The sequence below is a fragment of the Pseudomonas sp. CFBP 13719 genome (assembly GCF_014842095.1).
In the GTDB taxonomy this organism is placed as follows: domain Bacteria; phylum Pseudomonadota; class Gammaproteobacteria; order Pseudomonadales; family Pseudomonadaceae; genus Aquipseudomonas.
Genome location: NZ_JACYVB010000005.1, coordinates 309,300 through 326,583, shown reverse-complemented (window position 1 = coordinate 326,583; position 17,284 = coordinate 309,300). Strand labels below are relative to the sequence as shown.

Sequence of the window (17,284 nt, the reverse complement as noted above, 5' to 3'; positions counted from 1 at the left end):
AAGGTTCGAGGAGTTGGCAATGAAAGTTCGTGCATCGGTGAAAAAGCTGTGCCGTAACTGCAAAATCATTCGTCGCGAAGGCGTCGTTCGAGTCATTTGCAGCGCAGAGCCGCGTCACAAACAGCGCCAAGGCTGACTGTGATGTGCTACAAGCCCGGCAGCTAGTGCGCTGCCGGGTTGATTATTTGTTATTACAGCGATATTATCTCGCGCCCTATTTCTTGGCTTCCGGGGCGTAGGTAGCTGTCAATTGGAGTCCCACTGAATGGCCCGTATTGCAGGCGTTAACATTCCAGATAACAAGCACACTGTTATCTCGCTGACCTACATCTATGGTGTTGGTCGCACTACTGCACAGAAAATCTGTGCAGACACTGGGGTCAACCCAGCCGCACGGATCAAGGATCTGAGCGACGAGCAGATTGAACAGCTGCGTGGCGAAGTGGCGAAGTTCACCACCGAAGGTGATCTGCGCCGCGAAATCAACATGAAAATCAAGCGCTTGATGGATCTGGGCTGCTATCGCGGTCTTCGTCATCGTCGTGGTCTGCCAGTACGCGGTCAGCGTACCAAGACCAACGCGCGTACCCGTAAAGGTCCGCGTAAGCCGATCCGCAAGTAATCGCACCAGCGAATCGACAGGAATCTAGTCATGGCAAAACCTGCTGCTCGTCCTCGTAAGAAAGTAAAAAAGACAGTGGTTGATGGCATCGCCCACATCCACGCGTCTTTCAACAACACCATCGTGACCATTACCGATCGTCAAGGTAACGCCCTGTCCTGGGCCACCTCCGGCGGCTCGGGCTTCCGCGGTTCACGCAAGTCCACCCCGTTCGCTGCCCAGGTGGCTGCAGAGCGTGCTGGTCAAGCTGCGCTGGAATATGGCCTGAAGAACCTCGACGTCAACGTCAAGGGTCCAGGTCCAGGTCGTGAGTCCGCTGTCCGTGCTTTGAACGGCTGTGGCTATAAGATCGCCAGCATCACCGACGTGACGCCAATCCCGCATAACGGGTGCCGTCCGCCGAAGAAGCGCCGCGTGTAATTCAGGAGACGATAGATAATGGCTCGTTACATTGGTCCAAAATGCAAACTGGCTCGTCGTGAAGGCACTGACCTGTTCCTGAAAAGCGGCGTTCGCGCCCTGGAATCGAAGTGCAATATCGAAGCAGCCCCAGGTATTCACGGTCAGCGCCGTGGCCGCCAGTCCGACTACGGCACCCAGCTGCGTGAAAAGCAGAAAGTCCGTCGTATCTATGGCGTTCTCGAGCGTCAGTTCAGCGGTTACTACAAGGAAGCTGCCGGCAAGAAAGGCGCAACCGGCGAGAACCTGCTGCAACTGCTCGAATGCCGTCTGGACAACGTCGTATACCGTATGGGCTTCGGCTCGACTCGTGCCGAATCCCGTCAGTTGGTATCGCACAAGTCGGTCAGCGTCAACGGCAAGACCGTTAACGTTCCGTCGTACCAGGTTCGTGCTGGTGACGTGGTCGCGATTCGCGAGAAAGCTAAAAACCAGCTTCGCATTGTCCAAGCTCTCGATCTGTGTGCCCAACGTGGCCGCGTAGAATGGGTAGAAGTAGACACTGAGAAGAAGTCGGGCGTTTTCAAGAACGTTCCTGCTCGCAGTGATCTGTCCGCCGACATCAACGAAAGCCTGATTGTCGAGCTCTACTCCAAGTAAGGGCTAGAAAATAGGTGCATCCATGCAGATTTCGGTAAATGAGTTCCTGACGCCCCGCCACATTGATGTGCAGGTCGTCAGTCCAACCCGCGCCAAAATCACCCTCGAGCCTCTCGAGCGTGGTTTCGGCCATACCCTGGGCAACGCGCTGCGACGCATCCTGTTGTCCTCAATGCCCGGCTGCGCAGTAGTCGAGGCCGAGATTGACGGTGTACTCCATGAGTACAGCGCCATCGAAGGTGTACAGGAAGACGTCATTGAAATCCTGTTGAACCTGAAAGGCCTGGCTATCAAGCTGCACGGTCGTGACGAAGTTACGCTGACCTTGTCGAAAAAGGGTTCGGGGGTGGTTACCGCTGCCGATATTCAGCTGGATCATGATGTCGAGATCGTTAATCCCGATCACGTAATCGCTAACCTGGCGTCTAACGGCGCCCTGAACATGAAGCTCGTCGTAGCTCGTGGTCGTGGTTATGAACCGGCCGACTCGCGTCAAAGCGATGAAGACGAAAGCCGCAGCATTGGTCGCTTGCAGCTTGACTCTTCGTTCAGCCCGGTACGTCGTATCGCATACGTGGTGGAAAACGCCCGTGTCGAGCAGCGCACCAACCTGGACAAGCTGGTTATTGATCTGGAAACCAACGGTACCCTGGATCCTGAAGAGGCCATCCGTCGCGCTGCAACCATTCTGCAACAGCAGTTGGCTGCGTTCGTCGACCTCAAAGGTGACAGTGAGCCTGTGGTAATCGAGCAAGAAGACGAGATCGATCCGATCCTGCTTCGCCCGGTTGACGATCTGGAACTGACTGTACGTTCGGCTAACTGCCTTAAGGCGGAAAACATTTACTACATCGGCGACCTGATTCAGCGTACCGAAGTAGAACTGTTGAAGACTCCGAACCTGGGCAAGAAATCCTTGACCGAAATCAAGGACGTTCTGGCCTCCCGCGGTCTGTCCCTCGGCATGCGCCTCGACAACTGGCCGCCTGCAAGTCTTAAGAAGGACGACAAGGCGACTGCCTGATCGTCGTAATCACCGAACGTAGTGTTTGGTAAGGAATGAACCATGCGTCATCGTAAAAGTGGACGTCACCTGAGCCGTACCAGCTCGCACCGCAAGGCCATGTTTCAGAACATGGCGGTGTCGCTGTTCGAGCACGAGCTGATCAAGACTACCCTGCCAAAAGCCAAGGAACTGCGCCGCGTTGCCGAGCCGCTGATCACCTTGGCCAAGGTAGACAGCGTTGCAAACCGCCGTCTTGCTTTCGACCGTACTCGCTCGAAAGAAATGGTTGGTAAGCTGTTCAACGATCTGGGCAAGCGCTATGCCACCCGTCAGGGCGGTTACCTGCGTATCCTCAAGTGCGGCTTCCGTACTGGCGATAACGCACCTATGGCGTACGTCGAGCTGGTTGATCGTCCTGTTGGTGGCTCGGTTGAAGCTGCTGAATAAGACGAACAGTCTGTTCTGGAAAAACCGGGCTTAGGTCCGGTTTTTTTATGTCTGCTGATTAGTCAAAATCTATCAGGTAGAGAAGATTTGCCCATTAGTCGAATGAGGGTGTTTTTTGGATACTTGCTCCAAGCCGCTGAAGTCGGCGCCTACACAGCAAGCCTTACCAAGGAACATCGTCTATGAGCCAGAGCAAGATCCTCACCACCGCTAGCGGCGCGCCGGTCGCCGACAATCAGAATTCCCGTTCTGCAGGCCCGCGTGGTCCCTTGCTTCTGGACGATTTCCATCTGATCGAGAAGCTCGCGCATTTCAATCGCGAGAATATTCCTGAGCGCCGTGTTCACGCGAAGGGTTCAGGCGCATACGGTACCTTCACGGTAACCCGAGATATCTCCGAATATTCCAGTGCCAAGCTTTTCAGTACCGTAGGCAAGCAGACCGAAACCTTCCTGCGGTTTTCCACTGTGGGCGGCGAGCGCGGTTCAGCCGATACCGAGCGCGACCCGCGCGGTTTCGCCCTCAAGTTCTACACCGAGGAAGGCAACTGGGACATCGTCGGCAACAACACGCCTGTGTTCTTCATTCGCGACCCGATGAAGTTTCCCGATTTCATCCATACCCAGAAGCGCTTGCCTCAAAGCAACCTGAAGAGCGCGCAGATGATGTGGGACTTCTGGTCCCATTCACCTGAAGCATTGCACCAAGTGACCATTCTGTTCTCCGATCGCGGCATTCCCGATGGCTATCGCCACATGCACGGCTTTGGGAGTCATACCTATAGCCTGATCAATGCCAAGGGAGAGCGGCACTGGGTCAAGTGGCACTACAAGACGGCTCAGGGCATCAAGAACCTGGCGCCGGCCGACGCGGCGCGTATCGCCGGCACCGACCCGGATTACGCACAGCGCGACCTGTTCGATGCAATCGAGCGTGGGGATTTCCCCAAGTGGCGTGTATGCATGCAGATCATGAGTGAGGATCAGGCGAACCGTCACCACGAAAACCCGTTCGACGTGACCAAGACCTGGTCGCAGAAGGAGTTTCCGTTGATCGAAGTGGGCATGTTGGAGCTGAACCGTAATCCGCTGAACTACTTTGCCGAAGTTGAGCAGGCGACCTTCGGCCCGAGCAACATGGTGCCTGGCGTAGGGCTGTCGCCTGACCGCATGCTGCAAGGCCGTGTGTTCGCGTATGCCGATGCCCACCGCTATCGCGTCGGGACCAATCATCAGCAGCTGCCGGTGAACGCACCCCGCAGCCCGGTTCATTCGTACCAGCGCGACGGTTCGATGGCCTTTGGCAGCAACGGCGGTGCCGCGCCTAACTACGAGCCCAACAGCTACGCCGATGCGCCCAAGCAGGCGCCTCAGTATCGCGAGCCGGCCCTGGCTCTGCACGGTGACGCGGATCGCTTCGATCATCGCGTAGACGCCGATTACTACAGCCAAGCCGGTGCTCTGTTCCGCTTGATGAGCGCCGAGCAGCAGGCGTTGCTGATCGACAACATTGCGGGTGCGATGATGGGTGTCAGTGCGGATGTGGTTGAGCGTCAGTTGCAGCACTTCTACCGTGCCGACGAAGCCTACGGTAACGGGATCGCCAGGGCACTGGGCATCCAGTTGGGCTGAACCTAAGTGATAAGAAGAACCGCCCTCATCTGGGCGGTTTTTCGCTTTATTTTGTCGCTTTTTCTCTGCTTTTTAGCGTATTTATGCACTGCAGGCCGTGACGTATCCGCGACCTTGGTTCAAACTATGCCTTTCTGCTAGGAGATATACGGCGATGCAAGGCCACCCGGACGTAATCGATTACCTCAATACTTTGCTCACAGGCGAGCTGGCTGCCCGTGATCAGTATTTCATCCACTCGCGGATGTACGAGGACTGGGGCTTCGCCAAGCTCTTCGAGCGCATCAATCATGAGATGGAAGAAGAAGCAGGTCATGCAGACGCCTTGATGCGTCGCATCCTGATGCTCGAAGGTACGCCACGGATGCGTCCGGACGACCTTGAAGTCGGTACGGATGTCCCGAGCATGATCGCTGCCGATCTGCGTCTGGAATACAAGGTGCGTGCGGCCTTGTGCAAGGGCATCGAGTTGTGCGAACGACACAGCGATTTCGTGACTCGCGACATACTGCGGGTGCAGTTGGCGGATACCGAAGAAGACCACACGTACTGGCTGGAGAAGCAGCAGGGGCTGATCAAGTCCATTGGCTTGGAGAATTACCTTCAGTCGCAGTTTTGATCTCATCTTAGTGGTGGTTCAGGCCCACGCGGGATGCGCGGTGATTCTGCAGGGTTATGGTGCTGGCCGCCGACGCGGCTTGCGCCGCTGCTACAGAGGTTGGTGTGGTCTACAAGGGTTGGTGTGATTCAGGGTTGGTGTGGTGGGTTTGTTTGCAATGAAAAAGCCCCGCTTGTGCGGGGCTTTTTGGTTTCAGGCTTTGTCGCGTTCGAGCAACGGTTTGAGGTAGTGGCCGGTGTAGGACTGCTTCATTTCGGCAACCTGCTCCGGTGTGCCGACGGCGATGATCTGGCCGCCTTTCGAGCCGCCCTCCGGACCCAGGTCGACCAGCCAGTCTGCAGTCTTGATGACATCGAGGTTGTGCTCGATCACCACCACGGTGTTGCCATGGTCGCGCAGGCGATGGAGCACGTCGAGCAACTGCTGGATATCGGCGAAGTGCAGGCCAGTGGTGGGTTCGTCGAGGATGTAGAGGGTCTTGCCGGTGTCGCGCTTGGACAGCTCGCGTGACAGCTTGACCCGCTGTGCTTCACCACCGGACAAGGTGGTCGCCGATTGCCCCAGCTTGATGTAGGACAGGCCTACATCCATGAGGGTCTGCAGCTTGCGCGCCAGTGCCGGTACCGCATCGAAGAACTCGCGAGCCTCCTCGATGGTCATCTCGAGGGTCTCGTGGATATTCTTGCCCTTGTACTTGATCTCCAGGGTCTCGCGGTTGTAGCGCTTGCTCTTGCAGACGTCGCAGGGCACATAGATGTCGGGTAGAAAGTGCATCTCCACCTTGATCAAGCCGTCACCCTGGCAGGCCTCGCAGCGACCGCCCTTGACGTTGAACGAGAACCGGCCGGGGCCGTAACCGCGTGAGCGCGATTCCGGTACCCCAGCGAACAGCTCGCGGATCGGCGTGAACAGTCCGGTGTAGGTGGCAGGGTTCGAGCGCGGCGTGCGTCCGATCGGGCTTTGGTCGATGTCGACCACTTTATCCAGGTGCTGCAAGCCATTGATGCTGTCATGCGCCGAGGCTTCCAGCGTGGTTGCACCATTGAGGGCAGTGGCGCTGAGCGGGAACAGGGTATTGTTGATCAGGGTCGACTTGCCCGAGCCGGAAACGCCGGTGACGCAGGTCAGCAAGCCGATCGGGATCTCCAGATCGACATTACGCAGATTGTTGCCGCGAGCGCCCTTGAGCGTCAGGGAAAGCTTCTTGTTGCGCAGCGTGCGCTTGGCTGGCACGGCGATCTTCACGCGGCCGGAGAGGTACTTGCCGGTCAGCGAGTCGGGATGGTCCATGACCTCCTGCGCGGTGCCCTGGGCGACTATATGGCCGCCATGCACGCCGGCGCCTGGGCCGATGTCCACCACGTAGTCGGCAAGGCGGATGGCATCTTCGTCATGCTCGACGACGATGACGGTATTGCCGATGTCGCGCAGGTGCTTGAGGGTGCCCAGCAACCGATCGTTGTCCCGCTGGTGCAGGCCGATGGAGGGCTCGTCGAGGATGTACATAACGCCGACCAGGCCCGCGCCGATCTGGCTGGCCAGGCGGATACGCTGGGCTTCGCCGCCGGAAAGGGTGTCGGCGCTGCGGTCCAGGGTCAGGTAGTCCAGGCCGACGTTGACCAGAAACTGCAGGCGCTCGCGGATTTCCTTGAGGATCTTGTCGGCAATTTCGCCCTTGCGTCCGGTCAGGGCGAGGGTGCCGAAGTACTCGGTGGCGTCGCCGATCGGCAGGCCTGTAACGGCGGGCAAGGTTTTCTCGCCTACCCATACATGCCGAGCCTCGCGGCGCAGACGCGTGCCGCGGCAGTCCGGGCAGGGCTGGGTGCTGAGAAACTTGGCGAGCTCTTCACGGACACTGGCCGATTCGGTTTCGCGATAGCGGCGTTCGAGGTTGGGCACGATGCCTTCGAACGGGTGCGAACGTTTGACGATATCGCCCCGGTCATTCAGGTAGCGGAAGTCGACGTTGTGGGTGCCGCTGCCGGTGAGGATGACTTTCTGCTGGTCGGCCGGCAGCTCGTTGAACGGCACGTCGAGGCTGAACTGATAGTGGCTGGCGAGCGAGCCGAGCATCTGGAAATAGTAGACGTTGCGCCGGTCCCAGCCGCGGATCGCGCCCTCGGCCAGGGTCAGTTCGCCATTCACCAAACGCTTGTTGTCGAAAAACTGTTTCACCCCCAGGCCATCGCAGGTCGGGCAAGCGCCGGCCGGGTTGTTGAAGGAGAACAGCTTGGGTTCCAGTTCGCTGATAGCGTGGCCGCAGATCGGGCAGGCAAAGCGTGCGGAGAAGATGATCTCTTCGAACGGTTCGTCGTCCATCGACGCCACGAGGGCGATGCCATCGGCCAGCTTCAACGCCGTCTCGAACGACTCGGCCAGACGCTGCTGCAGATCGGCACGGACCTTGAAGCGGTCCACCACCACTTCGATGGTGTGCTTCTTCTGCTTGTCGAGCTTGGGCAGCTCGTCCATTTCGTAGAGCTTGCCGTTGATGCGCGCACGGACGAAACCCTGGGCGCGCAGCTCTTCGAAAATGGCCAGGTGCTCGCCTTTGCGTTCGCGGATGACCGGGGCCAGCAGCATGAGGCGGGCGCCTTCGGGCTGCGCCAGGACGAGGTCGACCATCTGGCTTACGGTCTGGGCTTCCAGCGGAATGTCGTGATCCGGGCAGCGCGGCGTGCCCACGCGGGCATACAGCAGGCGCAGGTAGTCGTAGATCTCGGTGATGGTGCCGACGGTGGAGCGCGGGTTGTGCGATGTCGACTTCTGCTCGATGGAGATGGCCGGCGAAAGACCTTCGATGGTATCGACGTCGGGCTTTTCCATCATCGACAGGAATTGCCGAGCGTAGGCCGACAGCGATTCGACGTAGCGGCGTTGGCCTTCGGCGTAGAGGGTGTCGAAAGCCAGGGAGGATTTGCCTGAACCCGACAGCCCGGTGATCACGATCAGTTTGTCACGGGGCAGGGTCAGGTCGATGTTTTTCAAATTGTGGGTTCGAGCCCCACGTACCAGAATCTTGTCCAAGGCGGCCTCGCGCGGCGGGCGTAAACAGGTGAGTATACGGGGCTTGTCAATGGCACGGCACGGTGAGTGCGCGCAAAAATGAAGAAGGCGCGTCATAGCGTCGCCGTCTGTGCCGTTACTGGGTGGGACTGGTAGAATCGTCACCGGTTCACACGAGGTTTATCCATGCACGATCCCCACAGCGAACGTATGAGCAGCGGTGAAACCCGCGCAGCCAGCGGGTTGGCCCTGGTGTTCGCTTTCCGCATGCTGGGCATGTTCATGGTCCTGCCAGTGCTGGCGACCTATGGCATGGACCTGGCGGGTGCCACCCCGGCCCTGATCGGTCTGGCGATCGGCGCCTATGGCCTGACCCAGGCATTCCTGCAGATCCCTTTCGGGGTCATCTCCGACCGCATCGGCCGTCGTCCGGTGATCTACGGCGGCCTGGTGATCTTCGCCATCGGCAGCGTGGTCGCGGCGCAGTCCGATTCCATCTGGGGCGTGATCGCTGGACGCGTTCTGCAGGGCGCCGGGGCGATATCGGCGGCGGTCATGGCCCTGCTATCGGACCTGACCCGCGAACAGAACCGCACCAAGGCGATGGCCATGATCGGCATGAGCATTGGCGTGTCGTTCGCGGTGGCGATGGTAGTCGGGCCGCTGCTGACCCGAGCCTTTGGCCTGCATGGCCTGTTCCTGGCGACCGGTGCGCTGGCCTTGGTCGGCATCCTGCTGGTGGCCTTCGTGGTGCCCAAGGCCACGGCGCATACCCTTCATCGCGAGTCGGGCGTAACCCGCAGCGAGATGCTGGCCACCCTCAAGCATCCCGATCTGCTGCGCCTGGACCTGGGCATCTTCGTGCTTCATTCGATCCTGATGGCAAGCTTCGTCGCCTTGCCCCTGGCGCTGGTTGAGCGTGCCGGGTTGCCCAAGGAACAGCATTGGTGGGTGTACCTGACCGCCCTGGTCGTATCTTTTTTCGCAATGATTCCGTTCATCATCTACGGCGAAAAGAAGCGCAAGATGAAGCGTGTTCTGCTGGGCGCGGTGGCGACCTTGATGCTGGTGGAGGTGTTCTTCTGGGCGTTCGGCGACAGCCTGAAGGCGCTGGTCATTGGCACGGTGGTGTTCTTCACGGCGTTCAACCTGCTGGAGGCGTCGCTGCCTTCGTTGATCAGCAAGGTTTCGCCAGCCGGCGGCAAGGGCACGGCCATGGGGGTGTATTCCACCAGCCAGTTCCTGGGGTCGGCCATGGGTGGCATCCTTGGCGGTTGGTTGTTTCAGCAGGGTGGCCTGGGTGTGGTCTTCATCGGATGCGCGGCGCTGTGCGCCCTGTGGCTGGCCATAGCTGTTACTATGCGCGAACCACCCTACGTGACCAGTCTGCGCTTGCCGCTTTCGCCCCAAGCGATGCGCGAGACGGGATTGGCCGAGCGGTTGAAAACCGTGCCCGGTGTAACAGATGCGGTGGTGGTGGCAGAAGAGGCCGCCATCTATATCAAATTGGACAAAGAAATTTTGGATCGCACCGCCCTCGAGCGTCTGGTCAACCCAGCGCCGGAAGCGTGCGAAGCCTAGGAGAACGTTATGGCCCGTGGGGTTAACAAAGTCATTCTGGTGGGTACTTGCGGTCAGGATCCTGAGGTCCGTTTCCTGCCCAACGGCAATGCGGTCACCAACCTGAGCCTGGCCACTAGCGAGCAGTGGACCGACAAGCAGAGCGGCCAGAAGGTCGAGCGTACCGAGTGGCACCGTGTGTCGATGTTCGGCAAGGTTGCGGAGATCGCCGGTGAGTACCTGCGCAAGGGCTCGCAGGTGTACATCGAAGGCAAGCTGCAGACCCGCGAGTGGGAAAAGGACGGTATCAAGCGTTACACCACCGAGATCATCGTCGACATGCAGGGCACCATGCAGCTGTTGGGCGGCCGTCCGCAGAACAACGACCAGCAGGGCGGCGGTGGCAACAACTACCAGCAGTCGGCACCGGCTCCGCGTCAGCAGGCGCCGCGTCCACAGCAGTCGGCACCTCAGCAGCGTTCGGCTCCGCCTGCGCAGCAGCAGCCAGCGCAGCAGCCGGCTCCGGATTTTGACAGCTTTGATGATGATATTCCGTTCTAGGGTATAGCTACACGCCCGTATGACCTGAAAAAGCCCCGCTGCCACCTGGCACCGGGGCTTTTTGCCGCTCGCCAAAAAGCAGGCGAGTGCACTGCTTCGAACAGGCCTTGTAAAGCCGCTTTGACGCCAGTTTTTCAGCTGTTTTCGCAGCAGCAAAATATAAATATATGCATCGCGTATTACCTTGCCCTGGCCCCGCCGCTTCACTAAGCTTTTTCCAACTTCGCGGCCCTGTTGCCCACGCTTCGTTACCTGGAGCGCACTGCCTGCAGCCGATACACCCTTCGAACGGAATCACGTCATGGCTTCAGGTCAACGCTTTCACGCGCTCGACAGTCTTCGCGGTATCTGCGCGTTGGCCGTTGTGCTGTATCACTTGCACGTGGTCGGCAGCGTGACGGAGCTGGCGTTCTTTCGCAGTGCCGATTTGTTCGTGGATTTCTTCTTCGTGCTCAGTGGCTTCGTGATCACCCATGCCTATGGCGCGCGGCACGATCTGGACCTGCGGCGGTTCTTCATTCTGCGCACCTTTCGGCTGGCGCCCTTGCATGTCTGTTTGCTGTGCGTGTTCATCGTCTTCGAGTTCGTGAAGTGGGGCGCCGCGCAGCAAGGGGTCAACTTCAACAAGGAGCCGTTCACCGGTATGTATGCGCCTTCGCAGATCGTGCCCAACTTGCTGTTGATCCAGGCGTGGACGCCGTGGACGGAAAACATGTCGTTCAACTATCCGTCCTGGAGCATCAGCATCGAGTACTACATGTATTTGATTTTCGCCGCAGTGGTGCTGTGCACGTCGGCGCGTCGCGTGCCGGTCTGGGCCGGGATCGTCATCGTTTCCATGGCGATGCTGTACAGCGGGACAGGGCCGTTCACCGCGCTGGCCTACAAGGGGCTGGCGTGCTTCTTCGCTGGCGCGTTGTGCTACAAGGTGTTCGAGGCGTTGCGCCAGCGGGTGCAGCCGGGGTTTGGCGTCGCATCGCTGCTGGAGATTCTGGCGGGTGGTTTGATTGTGTGGACCCTGAGCAGCGAAGCTCCGAACAAGGCCGTGCTGGCCAGCGCTCTGTTCTGTCTGACTGTGACGTTGTATGCGTTCGATGCCGGGATCGTTTCCAACGTGCTGAAGACGCGTGTGTTCGAGCTGCTGGGGCGACTGTCCTACTCGATCTACCTGACCCATGTGATCATTTTGAGTGTGTTGATCCTGCTGTTCATGGTGTTGGAGAAGAAGACCGGCTTGCCGCTGGCGCCGGTGTTCGGAGATTTCCGTTATCTGGACAGCGGTTATCCGTGGCTCAACAACCTGATGGTGGGTCTGGTCTTGCTGGCCGTGACCGGGATTTCCTTCATCACCTACCACTTGATCGAGGTCAACGGGCAGAAGCTGGGGCGTCGTTTACTGGGGCATCGATTGCCTGCGCAGGCTGTGCCGGGCTGAGGCTGCGGGGCTGCCACCAACCCCTCTTTTTGATAGCGCGTGACGGCAGCGTCAGAAAAACGCAAAATGGCTGTTCGATTCGAGTGCGGGCGAAGGTTTTGTCGTCGACCACGCGCCTGCGGTTAATCTGAACTGCCAATTTGAACGGACCTGCTGACTCTATGCGAATGCGCCTTATGCTGTTGGGCGGTGGGAATGCCCTAGGACAAGCGCTGATTCGCCTCGGAGCGGAAGAGGGCATCGGCTTCCTGGCCCCGCGTCCGCCGGAAAACGGTTGGGATGGGGCGAGCCTTACCGACCTGCTCGATGAAACCCGCCCCGATGCGCTGATCAACCTGGCGTACTACTTCGACTGGTTTCAGGCCGATGCAGTGAGCCAAGCGCGCCTGGACCAACAAGAAATCGCGGTGGAGCGTTTGGCCGAACGCTGCCAGCAGCACCAGATCGTGCTGTTGCAGCCGTCCAGCTATCGTGTGTTCGATGGCTCGCGGGCCACTGCCTACAGCGAAAAGGACGAGCCGGTTCCCCTCGGGCTTCGAGGCCAGGCGTTGTGGCGCATCGAGCAGAGCGTGCGCGCGGCGTGCCCGCGGCACGTGCTGTTGCGTTTCGGCTGGCTACTGGACGACAGCGCCGATGGCGTACTGGGTCGCTATCTGCAGCGTGCCGAGCTGCCGCAACCGTTGCCTCTGGCCGATGATCGACGCGGCAATCCGACGCCGGTGGACGACGCCGCGCGGGTGATCCTCTCGGTGCTCAAGCAGCTGGACTGCGAAGCCCCGCTGTGGGGCACCTACCATTACGCCGGCAACGAGGCGACCACGGCCCTGGCCCTTGGCCAGGCGATCATCAGCGAAGCCAAGACGATGCATGCGCTGGCGATCGATGCGCCCACTGCGCAGGCCCACGCCGCGCGGCCCGATGCCGGGGAAGAACCGCAGCACGCCGTGTTGGCCTGCAAGAAAATCCTGCACACCTTCGGTATCAAACCGCGCGCCTGGCGTTCGGGGCTGCCGAGCCTTCTGGACAGATACTACCGACATGGCTGATACACCCATTCTGATCACCGGCGGTGCCGGTTTCATTGGCTCGCACCTGGTCGATGCCTTGCTGGCCGAAGGTCACTCGGTGCGGGTGCTCGATGACTTGTCCACAGGCAAGCGCAGCAACCTGCCGATGGAAAACGCCAGGCTGGAGCTGATCGAAGGCGACGTCGCCGACGCAGCCCTGTTGGCAAGGGTGGTAAGCGGCTGCAAGGCGGTGGTGCACCTGGCCGCGGTCGCTTCGGTGCAGGCTTCGGTCGACGATCCGGTGAAGACTCATCAAAGCAACTTCATTGGCACCTTGAACCTGTGCGAAGCAATGCGTCTGGCGGGGGTCAAGCGTGTGCTGTTCGCTTCCAGCGCCGCGGTGTATGGCAACAATGGCGAAGGTGAAGCGGTCGGCGAGAGCACGCCCAAGGCACCCTTGACGCCCTATGCATCGGACAAGCTGGCCAGTGAGCACTATCTGGACTTCTACCGGCGCGAACATGGGCTGGAGCCGGTGGTGTTTCGCTTCTTCAATATCTACGGGCCGAGGCAGGATCCTTCCTCGCCGTATTCGGGCGTCATCAGTATTTTCAGCGAGCGCGCCCAGCGTGGGCAGCCGATCAGCCTGTTCGGCGATGGCGAACAGACTCGCGACTTCTTCTATGTCGGTGACCTGGTGACCTTGCTGATGCAGGGGTTGCAGCAGGCCACCGTGCAACCGGGGCCGGTGAACGTCGGGCTGAACCAGGCAACTTCGCTGAATCAGTTATTGGCCGGGCTGGGCGCGGTGCTCGGCGGCTTGCCGGCGGTGAGCCACGGCCCAGCGCGTGCGGGTGATATCCGCCACTCGCGCGCCGACAACGCCTTGCTGCTGGAACGCTTCGAGCTGGGCCCTGTGACGCCGCTGGAAGAAGGGTTGCGGCGCCTCCTGGCACTGTAGGCCGCTCCACTGTCGCCAGCCAGGCCCCGCACCGATGGGGCAGGGCTGGCGGCAGGATCGTTGCCTAGAACTTGTAGCCCACACCCACCATATACACCCACGGATCGACTTCCAGGTCGACCTTGGTGCGGCCGACGCCCAGCGCCGTGGGGCCGTCGACGCTGGCCTTGGTGTCGATGTCGACGTACCAGACCGACGCGTTGAGCATCATGTGCTCGCCCAACATGTAGTCGAAACCCAATTGCCCGGCAATGCCCACCGAGTCCTGGATCTTGAGGTTGTTGAAGCCCTGTTGCTTGCGCGCGCCACTCAGCTCTTCGTCGTAGAACAGGGTGTAGTTGATGCCGACGCCGGCGTACGGCTGGAAGCGCGACGTGGGCGCCAATGGGTAGTACTGCAATGACAGGGTGGGAGGCAGTTGCTTGACGTCCGCCAGTTTGCCATCGAGCCCGCCGATACCGGTGGCGGCACTGACCCCGCGCACGCCCACGGTGTGCTGGAACGGCGTGGCCGCCAGCAGCTCGATGCCGACGTGGTCGGTGAGCATGTAGGCGAAGGCCAGGCCCAGCTGCGTGTCGCTGTCGAGGGTGGCCTTGGTGCCTGCGACCTTGACGCCGTCCAGTTTGAGCTGGCCACTGTCTTCATTGGGTGCGGTGGTCGCGGCGCCGGCGCGAATGATCATATCGCCGGCCTGGTGTGCCTGGGCCTGCGTGGTTGCCAGCGCCAGGGCAATCAGTGAGGCGCCGAGCAAGGACTTGTTCATGGGGGCTCCATTGTGGAATGCGAAGGACATTCGCCCAATGGTAGTCAGTGCGGCGCTGCGGTTTTTTGATCTGGCTCAATGAAAGTCCAATGACTCAGTCCGGCAGCTCGTAGGCGTAGATTTTTGCCGCGGCCATCTGGTAACCGGCCTGCGCCAGGTCGCTGGTGCTGGCCTTGACCTGCATGGGGCCCTCGATCCAGTAGGGCTGGTAGAGCTCTTCGACCTTGACCCCGACAGCGCTGGTGACGTGCACGATCTGATTGGACGGCGGCGGCGGTACATGGATGCAGGCGCCGAAATAGGGCACCAGGAGAAACTCGGTGGTCCGGCCGGCTTCGTTGACTTCCAGCGGTACGATGTAGCCGGGGATGCGCAGTCGCTGACCGTCCAGGGCTTGCACGACTGGCGCATCGGGCGCTTGCTGGTGGGCTGCAGGGCCGGCTTCGTCCAGCGCGGTGCCCATTTGCGCCAGGTCGTGCATGGGCGTCATCTGCGGGGCCAGCCTGGGCGCATCTGGCGGGATCAGCGCCTCCCAGCTGATTTCCTTGAGCTCGGCTGCGGACAGCGACACGCTGGTCAGCAGCAACAGGGCCATTACCGCGCGCAACATAGGTGAAATCCTCACAGGTGGATCGACAGGCCGTCGGCCAGGGATTGCCGGTAGGCGCGCCAGGCCGGGATTGCGCCCATGACCACCGCAGCCGCGAGAATGATCCCCAGCAGCGACCATTCATATGCGCTGGGCAGGCTCAGCGGCAGGAACAGCCCGTAGTTGGACTGCACGTAGCCCTGCGCGCAGGCAATGCCCAGGTACAACAATGCCATGCCCGCGAGGATTCCGACCAGTGCCAGGGCGAAGGCTTCGAGAATCAGCAGGCCGGCGATGTGCCAGGGGCGGGCGCCGACCGAGCGCAGGATGGCCATCTCGCGGCGGCGTTCGTTGAGGCTGGTGACGATGGCCGTGAGCATGCCGATCAGGCCGGTCAGGACGACGAATACGGAGATCACGAACAACGCCTGTTCTGCGGTGCCCATCAGGCTCCACAGCTCCTGCAGGGCCACGCCCGGCAGGATCGCCATCAACGGTTCGCCGCGAAAGTCATTGATGTCGCGCTGCAGGGCGAAGGTGGCGATCTTGCTGTTCAGGCCGACCATGAACGCAGTGATAGCGCTGGGTGTGAGATCCATGTTGCGTGCCTGGTCGGCGCTGATGCGTCCGGCGCCGCGGGCCGGAACGCCATTCTTCCAGTCGACATGGATGGCTTCCATGCCGCCCAGGCTGATGTGCAGCGTGCGATCGACCGGCGTACCGGTGCGGGCGAGGATGCCGACGACGGTGAACGGCTTGTCGTCGTGCTTGACCAGGCTGATCGCTGCCACGCCGTGGGCCAGTACCAGTTTGTCGCCCAACTTGTAGTGCAGGGCATCGGCTACCTGCGCGCCAAGCACCACCTCGAAGGGATCGGTCTGGAAGGCTCGACCCTGGACCACCTGCAGCGACTGCCGGCGGCCGTACTGATAGTGTTCGAAATAGCTCTGGTTGGTGCCCATGACCCGGTAGCCGCGGTGCGAGTCACCCAGCGAGATAGGAATGGCCCATTTGACCTGCGGGTTGTTGGCGTAATGCTCGAAACTGTCCCAGCGGATGTTGTTGGTGGCGTTGCCGATGCGGAACACTGAGTAAAGCAGCAGGTTGACCGAGCCGGAGCGCGCGCCGACGATCAGGTCGGTACCGCTGACCGTGCTGGCGAAGCTGGCACGGGCTTCGTGGCGCACGCGCTCCACGGCCAGCAGCAGGCACACCGAAAGGGCGATGGCGAATGCGGTCAGGAATGCGGTGAAACGGCGGTTGGCCAGGCTGGCCAGGGCAAGACGAAGCAGGTACATCAGGGCACCTCGGGTGAGGCAGGGCGTGCTGCGTGGTTGAGCTCGGCCAGGGACAGGTGGCGGTCGAACAAGGGTGCCAGGCTTTGATCGTGGCTGACGAACAGCAGGCTCGAGCCGGCGGCGCGACATTCGGCGAACAGCAGTTGGATGAAAGCTTCACGGGCGTCGCTGTCCAGCGCCGAGGTCGGCTCGTCGGCGATCACCAGTTCGGGTTGGCCGATCAGCGCGCGGGCAGCTGCCACGCGTTGCTGCTGACCGATGGAGAGGGTGTCGGCACGGCGTTGGAGCAGCGCCGGATCGGTCAGGCCAAGGTGTGCCAGCAGTTGCGTGGCAGCCTGGGCGACACTGCCATGGCGCTGCTCGGCACGCGCGGTGCGGCGGCGAGAGAAGCGGCAGGGCAGCTCCACGTTCGCGCGCACCGACAGGAACGGCAGCAGATTGAACTGCTGGAAGATGTAGCCGGTGTGCTCGACGCGAAACCGGTCACGGGCGGCGAAGCTCAACTCGCTCAGGTTTTGCCCGAGCAGGTGAACGCTGCCGCGCTGCGGCGTGTGCACGCCGCCGAGCAGGCCGAGCAGGGTGGTCTTGCCACTGCCGCTGGGGCCCTTCAGGAACAGGCTTTCCCCACGCTCCAGGCGGAACGCGGGGATGTCCAGCAACGTTGCTTGGCCAGGCCAGGCGAAGCCCAGTTCGGCCAGCTCGATCAATGCATCGCTCATG

Annotated in this window: 18 protein-coding genes; 13 read left to right on the top strand and 5 right to left on the bottom strand. The window is 60.7% G+C overall.

The features are described 5' to 3' along the window. The first annotated feature begins 19 nt into the window (after positions 1-19). The 8 genes from rpmJ to bfr all read left to right on the top strand — a co-directional run bounded on the left by rpmJ (position 20) and on the right by bfr (position 5,384). The gene (gene rpmJ / locus IFT57_RS17960) at positions 20-136 is read left to right on the top strand and encodes a 50S ribosomal protein L36 (RefSeq protein WP_002555468.1); all 117 of its coding nucleotides are present in this window, start codon (positions 20-22) and stop codon (positions 134-136) included. 129 nt (positions 137-265) lie between these two features. Beyond that, complete coding sequence (gene rpsM, locus IFT57_RS17955; RefSeq protein ID WP_043192541.1) at positions 266-622, top strand: 30S ribosomal protein S13; 357 nt, start codon at positions 266-268, stop codon at positions 620-622. 30 nt (positions 623-652) lie between these two features. After that, on the top strand, positions 653-1,042 hold the full coding sequence (rpsK, locus tag IFT57_RS17950) for a 30S ribosomal protein S11 (protein WP_002555466.1): 390 nt from the start codon (positions 653-655) through the stop codon (positions 1,040-1,042). An 18-nt stretch (positions 1,043-1,060) separates the two neighbouring features. After that, entirely contained in the window at positions 1,061-1,681 is a 621-nt protein-coding gene (gene rpsD / locus IFT57_RS17945; RefSeq protein ID WP_043192542.1) for a 30S ribosomal protein S4, read from the top strand. 22 nt (positions 1,682-1,703) lie between these two features. Further along, entirely contained in the window at positions 1,704-2,705 is a 1,002-nt protein-coding gene (locus IFT57_RS17940; RefSeq protein ID WP_007924176.1) for a DNA-directed RNA polymerase subunit alpha, read from the top strand. Positions 2,706-2,747: 42 nt separating this feature from the next. Continuing rightward, positions 2,748-3,134, top strand: a complete 387-nt coding sequence (gene rplQ / locus IFT57_RS17935; protein ID WP_122475639.1) for a 50S ribosomal protein L17 — start codon at positions 2,748-2,750, stop codon at positions 3,132-3,134. 182 nt (positions 3,135-3,316) lie between these two features. Further along, a complete protein-coding gene (locus IFT57_RS17930; protein ID WP_192152224.1) occupies positions 3,317-4,765 on the top strand; it encodes a catalase in 1,449 nt (482 codons plus the stop codon). Positions 4,766-4,919: 154 nt separating this feature from the next. Continuing rightward, positions 4,920-5,384, top strand: a complete 465-nt coding sequence (bfr, locus tag IFT57_RS17925; RefSeq protein WP_122475635.1) for a bacterioferritin — start codon at positions 4,920-4,922, stop codon at positions 5,382-5,384. Between the two features lie 192 nt (positions 5,385-5,576). Here bfr and uvrA read toward each other — a convergent pair whose 3' ends face one another. Further along, complete coding sequence (gene uvrA / locus IFT57_RS17920) at positions 5,577-8,411, bottom strand: excinuclease ABC subunit UvrA (protein WP_192152223.1); 2,835 nt, start codon at positions 8,409-8,411, stop codon at positions 5,577-5,579. 165 nt (positions 8,412-8,576) lie between these two features. Here uvrA and IFT57_RS17915 point away from each other — a divergent pair, with 165 nt between their 5' ends. The 5 genes from IFT57_RS17915 (at position 8,577) to IFT57_RS17895 (ending at position 13,914) form a co-directional block, all read left to right on the top strand. After that, positions 8,577-9,971, top strand: coding sequence for an MFS transporter (locus IFT57_RS17915; RefSeq protein WP_192152222.1), 1,395 nt, complete (start codon positions 8,577-8,579; stop codon positions 9,969-9,971). A gap of 9 nt (positions 9,972-9,980) precedes the next feature. Continuing rightward, a complete protein-coding gene (locus tag IFT57_RS17910) occupies positions 9,981-10,511 on the top strand; it encodes a single-stranded DNA-binding protein (protein ID WP_122475629.1) in 531 nt (176 codons plus the stop codon). Positions 10,512-10,812: 301 nt separating this feature from the next. Then, positions 10,813-11,946, top strand: coding sequence for an acyltransferase family protein (locus IFT57_RS17905; protein WP_192152221.1), 1,134 nt, complete (start codon positions 10,813-10,815; stop codon positions 11,944-11,946). 161 nt (positions 11,947-12,107) lie between these two features. After that, the gene (locus IFT57_RS17900) at positions 12,108-12,992 is read left to right on the top strand and encodes a sugar nucleotide-binding protein (protein ID WP_122714975.1); all 885 of its coding nucleotides are present in this window, start codon (positions 12,108-12,110) and stop codon (positions 12,990-12,992) included. After that, positions 12,985-13,914 (top strand): NAD-dependent epimerase/dehydratase family protein, encoded by a 930-nt coding sequence (locus IFT57_RS17895; protein ID WP_192152220.1) that lies wholly within the window; start codon positions 12,985-12,987, stop codon positions 13,912-13,914. Before IFT57_RS17900 ends, IFT57_RS17895 begins: the two co-directional genes overlap by 8 nt. A 64-nt stretch (positions 13,915-13,978) precedes the next feature. Here the strand turns inward: IFT57_RS17895 and IFT57_RS17890 are convergent, their stop codons facing one another. The 4 genes from IFT57_RS17890 to IFT57_RS17875 form a co-directional block, all read right to left on the bottom strand. Then, positions 13,979-14,677, bottom strand: a complete 699-nt coding sequence (locus IFT57_RS17890; RefSeq protein ID WP_122795492.1) for an OmpW/AlkL family protein — start codon at positions 14,675-14,677, stop codon at positions 13,979-13,981. 94 nt (positions 14,678-14,771) lie between these two features. Continuing rightward, positions 14,772-15,287 (bottom strand): DUF3299 domain-containing protein, encoded by a 516-nt coding sequence (locus tag IFT57_RS17885; RefSeq protein ID WP_192152219.1) that lies wholly within the window; start codon positions 15,285-15,287, stop codon positions 14,772-14,774. A gap of 11 nt (positions 15,288-15,298) precedes the next feature. Beyond that, a complete protein-coding gene (locus tag IFT57_RS17880) occupies positions 15,299-16,564 on the bottom strand; it encodes an ABC transporter permease (RefSeq protein ID WP_122714979.1) in 1,266 nt (421 codons plus the stop codon). Further along, the gene (locus IFT57_RS17875; RefSeq protein ID WP_192152218.1) at positions 16,564-17,283 is read right to left on the bottom strand and encodes an ABC transporter ATP-binding protein; all 720 of its coding nucleotides are present in this window, start codon (positions 17,281-17,283) and stop codon (positions 16,564-16,566) included. Before IFT57_RS17875 ends, IFT57_RS17880 begins: the two co-directional genes overlap by 1 nt. Position 17,284: the final 1 nt, after the last annotated feature.